Raw genomic sequence first — 12,462 nt, 5'->3', positions numbered from 1 at the left:
ATTTGCAAGCGCAGTTTTTTTATTGAAATATTTTCGGGAATATCACTATGAATATAACTTGCGATTGCGGTGCCTTTGTCGCCAGATTGGAATCCTTTCCGAAACATACGCCGGGGCGGTTGGTGTGTTACTGCGATGACTGCCAGGCTTATGTTAAAAAAATCAAGTGTTCCGATGTGTTGGATGACTATGGCGGAACGGAAGTTATCCCCGCTTACCCGAAGGAAGTTGAGATTGTTCAAGGTCTCGATCAATTGAAATGCTACCGCCTGAGTGAGCATGGAACCTATCGCTGGGCGACGTCATGCTGCAACTCCCCCATCCTGAACACTCGCCCGGGATTTCCTTGGGCAGGAATATTGCACACGGCTTATACCCGTCGCAATCCAACGGCATTATCCCCATTGGGTGAAGTCAAAAGTCGTATCTATGGCAAGTACGCGTTGCCTGGGGCGCCGTTCAGAATTTCCAATACAATAGGCTTTAGGGATATGTTGGTTGTGATGCCGTTTATTCTGAAGGGGAAAATTCTGGGGATGGGTAAAGAGTCACCCTTTTTCGGGCCAGATAATTCAACTCCCCTATGTGTGCCAGAGTTATTACCTTAAAAATCCGCGCCTGAATTGCGCGACAATACCGGCCAGTGGCAAGGCCGGCCGGAGGGCGACTGCACACAGAGAGGATAATAACTATGCCAATAACTATGACTTTCAACCTGTCCACCCCCAAGCGCCGAATCCTGGGGTTGCTGCTCGCCACTACTGCAACCTTCAACGCCGGGGCAGGGCAGCCCGCCTCCGAACACACAGCGAGCAAGAATCGCGCGCTTATTGGCAGCCTGCCGTTCGACGATGAGCGCGACTTCGAGTTCGCCACTCGCGGCTTGATCGCCAGGCCCGATGTTATGCAGATCCGCAACGAGGCGGGTGAGCTGATCTGGGACATTACCCGCTTCACCTTCCTGGCAAAGGACCGGCACCTGGATACCATTAACCCCAGCCTGCAGCGCCAGGCGGTGCTGAACATGAACTACGGCCTGTACCAAGTCACCGACGGCGTCTACCAGCTACGGGGCTTTGACCTGGCCAATATCACCTATGTGCGGGGTGAGACCGGCTGGATCGTGTTCGACCCGTTGACCGTGCCGGAAACCGCCAGGGCGGCACACGCATTCGTCAGCCGCCATTTGGGCGAGCGGCCCATTAGGGCAGTGGTCTACAGCCACGCCCACGCCGACCATTTTGGTGGCGTGCGCGGCATCGTCACCCAGGCGGAGGTCGACAGCGGTGATGTGGCAATTATTGCCCCGCGGGCGTTTATGGAGCACGTGGTCAAGGAGAACCTGCTGGCTGGTAATGCCATGATCCGGCGCGCGTCCTACCAGTATGGCAATGTGCTGCCGCCGTCACCCACCGAGCGGGTGGATGGCGCCCTCGGTAAGGGGTTGCCGCTGGGGCGGGTCTCGCTGATAGCGCCGACGCGGGTGGTGGAAGAGGATATCGAGACCCTGGTGGTCGACGGGGTGACGATGGTGATGCAAAACACCCCGGATACCGAATCGCCGGCGGAAATGAACACCTGGCTGCCCCAGTTCAAGACCCTGTGGGTGGCCGAAAATGTGGTCGCCGGGCTGCACAACATCTACACCCTGCGCGGTGCCCAGGCCCGCGATGCCCAGGGCTGGAGCAAGTACATCAACCAGCTGATCCACCGCTTCACCGACAATGTGGAGGTGATGATGGCGTCCCACCATTGGCCCCGCTGGGGGCGTGAAGAAATTGTCGACACGCTGGAAAAACAGCGGGATATGTACGGCTTTCTGCACGATCAGGCACTGCACTGGGCCAACAAGGGGGTGACCATCAACGAGATCCACAACCAGTTTGTGGTGCCGCCGGAACTGGCCGACGAGTGGTACAACAAGGGCTACCACGGCAGCTACAGCCACAATGTTCGCGGCGTGATCAACAAGTACATCGGTTACTACGACGGCAACCCGGCGACACTCAACAAGCTCAGCCCCGCCGCTGCCGGCAGCAAGTATGTGGCGCTGGCCGGGGGCCCGGACAAGTTGCTGGCCGAGGCCGGAAAAGCCTACGCTCGGGGTGAGTACCGCTGGGTGGCCGAGCTGGTCAACCACCTGGTGTTTGCCGAGCCCGGTAATCGCGCCGCCCGGGAGCTGCAGGCGAACGCCTTCGAACAGTTGGGCTACCAGGCAGAAAACGCCGGTTGGCGCAACGCCTACCTGGTGGCGGCCTCGGAGCTGCGCCACGGCATGCCCAGTGTTATCAACGCGGTGCAGATGGGGGCGGATCTGCCCGCCGCGGTGGATACGGAGCTGATGCTCGATTACCTGGGTGTGCGCCTGAACGCGGAGCGGGCCCGGGGCCACGCCATCACCATCAATCTGCAGTTGCCCGACCGGGGCGAACAATTTGTGCTGGCGCTGAAGCACTCCCACCTGAATAACCTCAGGAATGCCCGGGCTGACGACGCGGATCTCAGCCTAACCCTCGACCGCGCCGCGCTGGACCAGCTGTTGCTGGGCGCCGACTCCCTGACTGACTTGTTGGCCTCCGGGGCAGCGACCGCAAGCGGCAACCCCGAGGTATTTAACCAGCTGCTGGCCATGCTGGATAACTTCGATTACTGGTTCGAGATCGTGCGACCCTAGCCCCGAAGGGGGCTGCCGCTTTTATCTGCAGTGAATGCAAACCATCCGCACTCTCGAAAAGTAAAGTGCGCAAGCAGACATCGATAGTAATAGCTGCTTTGCCTTGCTGTTACAGTGCGCTAACATAATTGACCTGTAGTGATTAAGCCGTTCTATTTTTATGTAGGCTTCCGTCCGCTATGGTGTCGCTACTGGCATGTTGGGGGAATCTTTCAACCAACGGATCAAAGCCGGGTTGAATATCGGCAACAAATTAAGTCAGCGCCTGGCTGACGAGGCGATCGATCTGGGACAGGGTGAATCTATCACACAGAGTGTGAGTGCCGGGCTCGCAACACTGGAGCAAGACAAACTTTTGGAAAATTTTGTCTCTCGTGCCGACGGCGCTTTGTACGAGGCAAAGCGCGGGGGCAGGGATCAGGTGCGCAGCAGTGATGCCTGATAAGACTACTCCACAACATGAAGTTGGGAAGCCGTCTGGATTCTCCGCGGAGTTGAACAGAGAGAATTTTTTTTCAAAACCCAAACTCGCCATCACCACAGCAGTGGTGATGGTAGCTTTCGCCGCTAATTCAATACTTTGTCGAGAGGCGCTTGCCTCTGGATTGATAGGGGTTGCGGATTTTACGCTGGCACGATTGGCTTCAGGCGCCGCGATACTTTGGCTGCTGGTAGCGTTTAAACGCAGGCGCTTTGCGATCGCTGGTGACTGGCTATCCGCTGCTGTACTCTTCGGTTACGCCTCCTGCTTTTCATTCGCCTACGTGGCCCTGAGTGCCGGAACCGGTGCTTTGCTGCTGTTTGGCGCTGTGCAAATCACAATGATTTCCTATGGACTTGTGTCTGGTGAACGATTGACGGCATGGCAATCAATGGGAGCACTATCTGCATTCGCAGGTTTGGTTTGGTTTATGCTGCCGGGCGTTCAGGCACCGCCGATAGCAGGGGCACTATTGATGATTGCTGCGGGCGTATGCTGGGGTATCTACTCGCTGCGAGGCAGAAACGCCAGCGACGCAACTGTCGCTACTGCCGGCAATTTCGTCCGCTCGCTGCCGCTGGTAGTTGTTTTGTATCTGTTGGCTTCGGGAGGAGGTGAACCGGCAGCCGGGCTGGGCTGGATCTACGCTTTGGCATCCGGTGCGCTGGCGTCCGGACTGGGTTATGCCCTTTGGTACTCGGTGCTTCCTTCATTGTCGGCTGCAACATCGGCGACCGTTCAGCTAAGTGTGCCATTGATTGCGGCCGCTGGCGGTTGGATTTTTCTGGCAGAGGCTTTGACAGCTCGATTGCTGGTTGCTTCAGCGATTGTGCTTGGTGGAATTTTTATTTTTATCAACAGCAGGCGTCGTGCGTAAGAGGCTATACGTAAGCCACCCAACCGGAACGCTGCAGACGGTGTTATCGGAGCTCTGGCCACTGGGCTGAATATCCACCATAATCGGCTGATAACTTGACCTGCAAAGGCTTTAATTCGGTCCTTATGCATTCCGGCACTTTACAGCTGGCCCCGAACTTTATTACGGCCGGAAGTTCAACCTGATAATCGGTGTGTCGTGTGCTCTACAGCGTTCTGCTTGAGGTAGAAAATCGTGTCAAAGGAAACGTTGTTCCTTCTGTTGGCGGATGCGATTTTAGTTGTGCACGTAATGTTTGTGTTATTCGTGACGCTTGGCCTTTGCGCCATTTACCTCGGGTACTTTTTAAGCTGGCATTGGGTTAAAAACAGAGTCTTTCGTATAATTCATTTGCTCGCTATTGGTATTGTCGTTCTGCAATCATGGGCAAGTGTCATTTGTCCTTTAACCAGTTGGGAAATGGCGTTGAGAGAAGCAGCCGGTGCTGAGGTCTATTCAGGCTCTTTTATTCAACACTGGTTACACAGCTTGCTTTACTACAGTGCACCGGATTGGGTATTCGTTGTGCTTTATACGCTCTTCGGCGGCCTGGTTATCGCAAGCTGGTATCTGGTGCCGCCGGCGCGCATGAGGTAACAGGAATCTGGTAAAGAACTGTTTTTTCTGCCACTCCGGTGTGAACGCCGGTAATTGAAACTGGATGGCAAATTAAAAAGGAAAATAAAATGAAACCAATAATACTGTTGGCAATTCTGGTTGCCTTGACTGGGAATGTAGCTGCAAGTAGCGTTTGTGAAATAGCTTCGAGTGAATTTATAAAAGCTGTCGAGGTTTACCAAAAAGAAGGCAGCACGGCCTTTGTGAAACGGTTGCTGAAAAACGGGCCGTTGGAAAACGACACAAGGTCGTTGAGCCAGGCACAGTCTTTAGGGCAAATCGAGCAATTTTTTGGCTCGGTAGAAACAGCGTCTATTTTGAGCGCGAAAGAATTGGGGTCACGATCGTGCTATATCATAGGCATACTGGAGTACCAGAACGGCCCTGCGTTTGCCGTTGCCAACTACTACAACGGTGTCAGGGGTATCGGCGCGACCTCGATGTTTTTTCGAACTGAGCCGGAAAAGATTTTACCCAAGCAGTTTCTGGTCGAGTGAAAATATAAAAATTCAGAGTGGCTAAAGCTGTTTTTTCTGATAATTGACTGCAATTGGTCTGCGCCGCATATATGGGGCAGTACCAGTATGGTCTATTAACTAGTACAAATTCATAACTCGAATTTACCGCGACTACCGCGTCGTCAGTGATAGAACCGTAAACTGATAGAACCGTAAACTGATAGAGCCGTGAACAGCCATATCAAAGCTGCGCCAGAAGTTGCAGCCACTGTTACCGGGTGAGGAAATCATTTATTCCGTTTACGGCATGGGCTACAAGTTTGAACCCGTGACAGGGTGAGCTCACGTTTCATTTGCAGCTCAAGTTAATAACTCGCCAGTTACAAATCACCCATTGTAACTCACCCTTTGTAACTACATCGCCGCCGTCGATTCAAAAATCTTGTCGGCATTGGCGCTGACGAAACCCTGGTAGAGTACGCCGTTGGCGTCGGGGTAGCGCTTGGCAAATTCGTAAAAGCAGGTGGGTACACTGTGTTTTTCGCCGCCGGCAAAGGTCACTTCCATGCGCTCCGCCATGGTCGATCCCTGTTCCAGCAAACACTCGGGCGAGCCCTTGACGCGGCCGCCGCTGCTGTTGATGGTAAAACCGGCGTCTTCGACCCGTTGCAGTAGTGCGCGGATATCCTGGCTGGAGGTGAGGTGGTTGATGCTGACCGTGAAGTGATTGACGCGCAGGCCGATAGTCACCAGCCAGGCGGCGTATTCACTTTCAGCCAGCAGCGTTTGGTAGTCCTGCAAGCTGGGCATGTCCCAGTGGCGACCCGACCAGAAAATGGCGGGTGTTAATAGTGTCATTTCGATTTGCGCGCAATAGCGAGCGAGAATGGCCTGGGCCTTGTTACTTAGCTTGTGGCGCTCCAGTTCGGACAGGAAGATTTTCGGTACTTTCGGGTCCGGGTGAATATAGCTGCGGGCACGGACTTTCTTTTCGATAAACTGGTAATCTTCCTGCACCTTATAACCCATCCCCAGCACAACGGGTTGCAGTGCCGTCAGGTCGAGCGGGCATTCAGCAAAGGTGCGGAAGGCGACATGGTCGTTGATCACTTCGACGTCGGTCTGTAAAAACAACTGGCGAATGGCACTAGCTTGCGGGGCGATGGCCAGGTAATCCTGCCACAGCGTTGCAAAAAATGTTTGCACGTTCATAGCAACCTCGCTTGCTCACAGGTTGAATTCAATTCCCTGCGCCAGCGGTAATTCGCGGGAATAATTCAGGGTCGAGGTGACCCGGCGCATATAGCCTTTCCAGGCATCCGAACCGGATTCGCGACCGCCGCCGGTTTCTTTTTCGCCGCCAAAGGCACCGCCGATCTCGGCGCCACTGGTACCGATATTGATATTGACGATGCCGCAGTCGCTGCCCGCTGCGGAGCGAAACAATTCCGCTTCGCGCAAGTCGGTGGTGAATATCGCGGACGACAAACCCTGGGGTACGTCGTTGTGTTGTTCGATGGCCGCCGTCAATTCCTGGTAGCGATGGATATAGAGAATCGGGGCGAACGTCTCCGTTTGCACGCTGCGGCTGCCGTCCGGCATCTCCACCAGCGCCGGCTTGACGTAGTAGCCGTCGGGGAATTCATCCGCCAGCACCCGCTCGCCACCAAAGACAGTGACTCCGGCCTTGCGGGCGCTGGCCAGGGCGGCTTGCATGGCGTCAAAGGCGTGTTTGTCGATCAGCGGCCCAACCAGGTTGGCCGGCTCCAGTGGATCGCCAATGGGCACGCTGGCGTAGGCCTGTTGCAGGGCGCTGAGCAGCGCCGGGTAAATGTTTTCGTGCACAATCAGGCGCCGGGTGGATGTGCAACGCTGGCCGGCGGTGCCGACGGCGCCGAAGACAATGGCCCGCACCGCCATGTCCAAATCGGCGGAGGGGGCCACAACAATGGCGTTATTGCCACCCAGTTCGAGGATGGCGCGGCCAAAACGGCTGGCGACCGCCGGGCCGACCTTGCGTCCCATGGCGGTACTGCCGGTGGCGCTGATCACCGGCACGCGCCGGTCATTGACCAGTTGCGCGCCCACGGTGCCGGCGCCGATCAGCAGTTGCGATAAGCCATTGGGCACGTCACCCAGCTCGGCCATGGCCTGCTGCAAAAGTTTCTGGCAGGCGAGCGCGGTGATGGGGGTTTTCTCCGACGGTTTCCAGATCACACTGTTGCCGCAGACGATGGCCAGTGCCGCGTTCCAGCACCACACCGCGACCGGGAAATTGAACGCCGAGATGATGCCCACCGGGCCGATGGGGTGCCAGAGTTCAGCCATGCTGTGGCCGGGTCGCTCGGAGGCGATTACCAGGCCGTGCAACTGGCGCGACAAGCCCACCGCAAAGTCGCAGATATCGATCATCTCCTGGACTTCGCCCAGCCCCTCCTGGTAGATTTTGCCGCACTCGAGAGTCACCAGCGCGCCCAGCGCTTCCTTGTTCTCGCGCAGCTTGTTGCCCAGCACGCGGATCAATTCGCCGCGCCGCGGTGCCGGCACTGTGCGCCACTGTTCGAACGCCTGCCGGGCGCTGGTGATGGCCGCCTCAATATGCTCGGCATCGCTGCTCGGCAGGATACCAATTGGTCCGCCGTCGATGGGACTGCACACCACCAGGTCGCCGGCGTTAACGGCATCTTGCAGATCGAGTTTGGTGAGGATGTCGACGCTGTTCATAAACCACTCCTGTAACAGTTTTTATTCAACAACTTCCGCTGCGGTGGCACTGGCCGCGCCGCCTTCGGGTTCAGCGGGCTGTGCGTAATACTTGCCAAAGCGGTTGTTGATAAAGTCGCTGAACAAAATATCCTCCTGTTTGACGAAGCCCTGCTGCGGCAGCTTGCCCGCGGCGAGCAGGTCCAGCACCGCGCAAATGGAGGCCGCGGTGGTGATCTGGATGGCGCTGAACAATTGCCCGTTAAGGGTCTTGTTGTAGACCTTGTGGGCGTAGGACTTCTGCACCAGGTGGCCCTTGTCCTTGCCACTGACATTGACAAAAATCAGCACCACATCCTGGTAGGTAATGGGCAGGGCGTTTTCCAGGATGTCCTTCATGAGTTCCGGGCGGTCGCGCAGGCGCAGGTCCTGCAGCAACAGTTTCATCACATCCCGGTGACCGGGGTAGCGCACGGTGCGGTAGTTCAGGTTGCGCACCTTTCCCGCCAGGGTATCGCACAGGGTGCCGAGCCCACCGGAGGTGTTGAAGGCCTCGTAGTTGATGCCGTCGAGGGAGAAGGTCTCGATATCTTCCAGCGGCGCCACATCCACCAGTTTGCCCTCGACTATGGCCTCGCAGGGCTTGCAGTACTCGTTGATCAAACCCTCGGTGGACCAGGTCAAATTGTATTTGAGGGCATTGGTGGGGTATTTGGGCAGGGCACCGACCCGCATATGCACGTTTTCCAGCGAGTCGAACTGCTTGCTCAAATCGTAGGCGACGATGGAAATAAAGCCCGGCGCCAGGCCACACTGGGGAATCAGGGCGCGCTCGGATTGGTGCGCCAGCGAGCGCACCAGCTGGGTGCTGGCGATGTCTTCGGTGAGGTCGAGGTAGTGAATTCTGGCCGCCACTGCGGCCTCAACGATGGCGCGGGTGAGATAGAAAGGCCCGGCGTGGAGGACCGCGTATTTATCTTGCATGGCCTGCTGCAGTGCGCCCTGGTCGCTGGCATCGAGCAGCAACTGCTCGACCCCGGCCCGGGCCGGCAGATGATGGAGGCTGGCCTGGTCTGCGTCCGCCACGGTGACCCGGTAGTCGCCCGAGCTGACCAGCAGCTCGGTAATGGTGGCGCCGATTTTACCGGCACCGATCAGCAGTATATTGTGCATCGCCCACCTCCTGGCAGCTCCCGGACAGGGGTCACTGCCACTGCAGATTAATACGGGACAACGCCATTTGTAACAGCTAAACTGCGCAAAAAGGTCAATATTCTTTATCACTTCGACGATAAGTCCGCCACTATGATTATGGATGGGAACGACAAGCGCCTGTTGCAGTTACTGCGCGATAATGCCCGCCAAACCACCACCGAGCTGGCGCGCCAACTGGGCCTGTCCCGCACCACGGTAAAAGACAAGATTGCCCGGCTGGAAGCGCGCGGAGTGATCACCGGTTACACCATTCGCAGTGGTGAGGATTATCAACAGAACTGGATCAGGGCCCAGGTGATGATTGTGGCCGACGCCAAACAGGGTGCTGCGGTGATTCGACAGATGAAAAAAATCGATGCCGTGCACCGGGTTTATACCGTCAGCGGCATCTACGACTTTATCGTCGAGGTGAAGGCCGAGTCCACCCAGCAGCTGGATGCGGTGCTGGACCAGCTCGGCGCTATCGACGGCGTTGAAAAAACCCTGTCCTCGGTGCTGCTGTCCTGCAAGTTTGAACGCTAACTGGCGTAGGTGAGTTGCAGCGACCAGCGCCGTAAGGTGCCGGTGTCGAGGCCTTCGAGATCGGCGACTCGCAGTACCCAGTTGCCCTGCACCGGTTCGCCGGTAAGGGCGGCCAGGGCCGCAGAATTACCGGAGCTCAGCTGCAGCAGTAAATTGCGGGTGCGGCCGCCAGCCCTGTCGTGCAGCAGGGTGCGCTGCCCGGATGGCGCCAGCAGCTCCAGCCGCAGATCGCCGATGTAGGTGTGCTCAATGTCCACCTCAACAGCCAGCGCCTGCACCGTGCCTTGTTCGCTGAAATTGAGGCTGCTACCAATGCCGGCGGCGTCGGCGTCGGGAATGGGGCGCGGGGTTGTATCCTCACGGCTGGCTTGCAGGTTGCGCGCTGCCAGTTCCAACTCCAGGCTCCAGCTGTTGAGGGTACCCACGTCGCTGCCGGCCAGGTCGGAAACTCGCAGGGTCCAATCGCCGTTGATGGGCTTGCCAATCAGTGGTGCCAGCGCCTCGCTGGAGGCGGCGTCATAGGTGACTTTCAGGTGGTCTTCGCCCCTGCCACTGCGATTGTGCAACAGGGCCCGCTGGCCCTGGGGGTTGATCAATTCGACCCGTAAATCACCGCGGTAGGTGTGCTCAATATCCAGCGCCACTTTGATCGCCCGGGCCACGCCGGGGCGCGCAATACGCAGCACACTGGCGATACCGGCGGCATCGTTGTCGGGAATAGCCAGTTTCGGTTTGGCTTCAGCGCGCACCACCGATTCGGCTTTATCCAGTTCGATGGCCAGGCCCCAGCTGTTGAGGGTGCCGGTATCGGCATTGGCCAGGTCGGTAACTCGCAAGCGCCAGCGGCCCTTGGCGCTGCTGCCAAGCAAATCCACCAGAGCGTTAACGGCCGCCGAGGACCAGGTCTTGCGCAGGTCATCGCTGTTGCCGCCTGCGCGGTTGTGCAAGGTGACGGCCTGCCCGGAAGGGGCGATCAGCTCGACCCGCAAGTCGCCGACGTAAGAGTGGGAGATATCCACACTGACGGCGATTTGGCGCACAATGCCGGCGCGGTCACTGTCGATAACGCTCTCAATACCGCCGGCGCTGTTGTCGGGAATGGCTTGCCTGGGCTCAGCGCCCAGTTGCAGTACATCGGTATTGGAGGTTTGCTCACCGGCGAATTCAACTGCCAGGGAAATGATGCCGGAGCCCGCTTCGCGCTGGATGTTTTTCAGGCTGATGCCGGAATCCTCGCCGTCGGGAAAGCTGGTGGAGATGGTGCCGCGGTCGGTCAGGTCGGTGCGATTGGAGCTGCCCGGAAACGGATCGCCGGCGTCGCCGGTATTCCAGTCGTTGGGGGTTTCCAGCTGGCGCCGGCCATCGGCTTGCACCAGCAGCAGGGCCGGTTTTTCCGGGGCGAACATATCGGCGCTTTCGTCGATCTTCCACACCAGCAAGCCCTCGCCGGGCAGGTCGGAATCGAAACCGGATTTGGCGCGATTTTCCAGCAGCAAATACTGGCCGCGGCGGTATTTCGGGCTGACGATTTTCAACACTTCACCAGTATTGGCGGTGTAGGGCTTGAGGCTGAATTGGCCGGAGCTGTGCACCTGGGTGACGGTGATCCAGTTGTGTTGGGTCTTGTGTAGCGCCGCCGGGTGGCAGGGGCGATGGCCATTGCCGTTGTAGGAGCCACCGGCCATCAGGTCCCAGCTGCCGGAGCCGTCCCACTCCTTGCCGTCCTCGCCGTAATTGGGGTCGTAAAAGTCCTCCCACTGAAAGGCCAGGTGTCCCAGCTCGTGGGCGCAGACCCCCACCTTGCAGTCGTGGGGTACGGTCAGGTAGGTGCTGGCAAATAAATTGGGGGCTACCTCGATGGCCTGGCGCATATTCCATTTGTGCGACCAGATATGGTTGCCGCGAATATTGGGGTGCAGGGTCTCGGCGCCAAGACCGGCGTGGATGATAAACAGCGCCGTCACCGTGCCGTCGTCGAGGGCGTTGAGATTTTGCTCAAACACCACGTTGGCCTGCAGTGCCGCGCTTACGGCATCCTCCACCATGCGCGGCGCATTGCGCGGATAGGAGCGCCACTCGGTACCGGACTCGCCGTTGCAGTAAAAACTGTAGTTGTTGGGCAGGCGCAGCCAGCCGTGCACAGTGCCGCGAATGTCCACCTTGCCCAGGGTCAGTTCGCGATAGTAGTCGCGCATGCTGCCGGTGGGGTGGCTGTCTTTGGAAAACAGCAGTTGCTGGTAGTGGGACACCGGCAGGTTGCCGGGGCGGTCGGGAAAATCCACCAGCAATACTTTGATCGGCAGCGGGCCCAGGATTGGCTTGTCGGGCACGGAGATCAGCTCCAGCCCGTGGTGCCCGGCGCGCATGCCGGCGGCGTCGTCCATACCGTGCACGTCGGCGGCGGGGTTGGTGTAGCCGATACTCTGCAAGTACTGGCCAAAGGTAATGCCGCTGCCCTGGGCGATGCGCAGGTAGTCGGCGTAGATTTGGGCCATGATTTCGGGGGAGGGGGGAACGCGATGTAATTTGCTCATAACCAGGTATCCCTTCGCTGAACAAAGTGTGAAACTAATTGTTGTTAGAGTTGGGCCAGGTACTGCACCAGATCCTGAACAATGTACTAACTAAATTAATGTACTAACGAAATTAATGTACTGACTCATGTTTCGAATTATATAGAGCGCAGTACAGTGAACAGGGCTTGGAACAAGGCTTTGCAGCAGGTGCGGAATAAACGACTCGGCACGCTGTTTTCAGCATAAACCCCTGCTATTTGAATAGCCACCGGTTTCGATGCTTGCACCGGGTGGGGGAAAAATTTTGGCGTTGATATTTTCTTTTATATTCTTTGCAGCGACTACCGGGCTCAATCGAT

The 12,462-nt window shown here is 57.5% G+C and carries 11 protein-coding genes; 7 read left to right on the top strand and 4 right to left on the bottom strand.

The window, feature by feature from the left end:
- Positions 1–47: 47 nt before the first annotated feature.
- From G8764_RS15635 to G8764_RS15610, 6 genes are all read left to right on the top strand, one after another.
- The gene (locus G8764_RS15635; protein WP_166165603.1) at positions 48–608 is read left to right on the top strand and encodes a DUF6151 family protein; all 561 of its coding nucleotides are present in this window, start codon (positions 48–50) and stop codon (positions 606–608) included.
- An 83-nt stretch (positions 609–691) separates the two neighbouring features.
- A complete protein-coding gene (locus tag G8764_RS15630) occupies positions 692–2,674 on the top strand; it encodes an alkyl/aryl-sulfatase (protein ID WP_207951918.1) in 1,983 nt (660 codons plus the stop codon).
- 196 nt (positions 2,675–2,870) lie between these two features.
- Positions 2,871–3,116 carry a diguanylate cyclase gene (locus G8764_RS15625; protein ID WP_166165602.1) on the top strand — a complete coding sequence of 82 codons (246 nt, stop codon included), beginning with the start codon at positions 2,871–2,873 and terminating at the stop codon, positions 3,114–3,116.
- Entirely contained in the window at positions 3,109–4,032 is a 924-nt protein-coding gene (locus tag G8764_RS15620; protein WP_166165601.1) for a DMT family transporter, read from the top strand. Before G8764_RS15625 ends, G8764_RS15620 begins: the two co-directional genes overlap by 8 nt.
- Before the next feature lie 234 nt (positions 4,033–4,266).
- The gene (locus G8764_RS15615) at positions 4,267–4,668 is read left to right on the top strand and encodes a DUF2784 family protein (RefSeq protein ID WP_166165600.1); all 402 of its coding nucleotides are present in this window, start codon (positions 4,267–4,269) and stop codon (positions 4,666–4,668) included.
- An 89-nt stretch (positions 4,669–4,757) separates the two neighbouring features.
- The gene (locus tag G8764_RS15610) at positions 4,758–5,186 is read left to right on the top strand and encodes a hypothetical protein (RefSeq protein ID WP_166165599.1); all 429 of its coding nucleotides are present in this window, start codon (positions 4,758–4,760) and stop codon (positions 5,184–5,186) included.
- Positions 5,187–5,561: 375 nt separating this feature from the next.
- Here G8764_RS15610 and G8764_RS15605 read toward each other — a convergent pair whose 3' ends face one another.
- The 3 genes from G8764_RS15605 to G8764_RS15595 are packed head-to-tail and all read right to left on the bottom strand — an operon-like array spanning position 5,562 to position 9,023.
- Entirely contained in the window at positions 5,562–6,359 is a 798-nt protein-coding gene (locus G8764_RS15605) for a DUF1338 domain-containing protein (protein ID WP_166165598.1), read from the bottom strand.
- A 15-nt stretch (positions 6,360–6,374) separates the two neighbouring features.
- Positions 6,375–7,871 (bottom strand): L-piperidine-6-carboxylate dehydrogenase, encoded by a 1,497-nt coding sequence (gene amaB, locus G8764_RS15600; RefSeq protein WP_166165597.1) that lies wholly within the window; start codon positions 7,869–7,871, stop codon positions 6,375–6,377.
- 21 nt (positions 7,872–7,892) lie between these two features.
- Positions 7,893–9,023 (bottom strand): saccharopine dehydrogenase family protein, encoded by a 1,131-nt coding sequence (locus G8764_RS15595; RefSeq protein ID WP_166165596.1) that lies wholly within the window; start codon positions 9,021–9,023, stop codon positions 7,893–7,895.
- 132 nt (positions 9,024–9,155) lie between these two features.
- On the opposite strand from G8764_RS15595, the gene G8764_RS15590 reads away from it, so the two are divergent.
- Positions 9,156–9,587 (top strand): Lrp/AsnC family transcriptional regulator, encoded by a 432-nt coding sequence (locus tag G8764_RS15590; RefSeq protein ID WP_207951917.1) that lies wholly within the window; start codon positions 9,156–9,158, stop codon positions 9,585–9,587.
- On the opposite strand, the gene G8764_RS15585 is transcribed toward G8764_RS15590, so the two are convergent.
- The gene (locus G8764_RS15585; RefSeq protein ID WP_166165595.1) at positions 9,584–12,121 is read right to left on the bottom strand and encodes a proprotein convertase P-domain-containing protein; all 2,538 of its coding nucleotides are present in this window, start codon (positions 12,119–12,121) and stop codon (positions 9,584–9,586) included. The two genes, G8764_RS15590 and G8764_RS15585, sit on opposite strands and share 4 nt — an antisense overlap.
- Positions 12,122–12,462: the final 341 nt, after the last annotated feature.

The organism is Pseudomaricurvus alcaniphilus, assembly GCF_011440395.1.
GTDB classification, from domain to species: domain Bacteria; phylum Pseudomonadota; class Gammaproteobacteria; order Pseudomonadales; family Cellvibrionaceae; genus Pseudomaricurvus; species Pseudomaricurvus alcaniphilus.
This window is presented reverse-complemented; position numbering and strand designations above follow the sequence as displayed.

What these genes read in the sequence shown, in the direction of transcription:
- G8764_RS15635 (WP_166165603.1), top strand. Translation starts at nt 48, where the DNA reads ATGAATATAACTTGCGATTGCGGTGCCTTTGTCGCCAGATTGGAATCC.
- G8764_RS15630 (WP_207951918.1), top strand. Translation starts at nt 692, where the DNA reads ATGCCAATAACTATGACTTTCAACCTGTCCACCCCCAAGCGCCGAATC.
- G8764_RS15625 (WP_166165602.1), top strand. Translation starts at nt 2,871, where the DNA reads ATGTTGGGGGAATCTTTCAACCAACGGATCAAAGCCGGGTTGAATATC.
- G8764_RS15620 (WP_166165601.1), top strand. Translation starts at nt 3,109, where the DNA reads ATGCCTGATAAGACTACTCCACAACATGAAGTTGGGAAGCCGTCTGGA.
- G8764_RS15610 (WP_166165599.1), top strand. Translation starts at nt 4,758, where the DNA reads ATGAAACCAATAATACTGTTGGCAATTCTGGTTGCCTTGACTGGGAAT.
- G8764_RS15605 (WP_166165598.1), bottom strand. Translation starts at nt 6,359, where the DNA reads ATGAACGTGCAAACATTTTTTGCAACGCTGTGGCAGGATTACCTGGCC.
- amaB (WP_166165597.1), bottom strand. Translation starts at nt 7,871, where the DNA reads ATGAACAGCGTCGACATCCTCACCAAACTCGATCTGCAAGATGCCGTT.
- G8764_RS15595 (WP_166165596.1), bottom strand. Translation starts at nt 9,023, where the DNA reads ATGCACAATATACTGCTGATCGGTGCCGGTAAAATCGGCGCCACCATT.
- G8764_RS15590 (WP_207951917.1), top strand. Translation starts at nt 9,156, where the DNA reads ATGATTATGGATGGGAACGACAAGCGCCTGTTGCAGTTACTGCGCGAT.
- G8764_RS15585 (WP_166165595.1), bottom strand. Translation starts at nt 12,121, where the DNA reads ATGAGCAAATTACATCGCGTTCCCCCCTCCCCCGAAATCATGGCCCAA.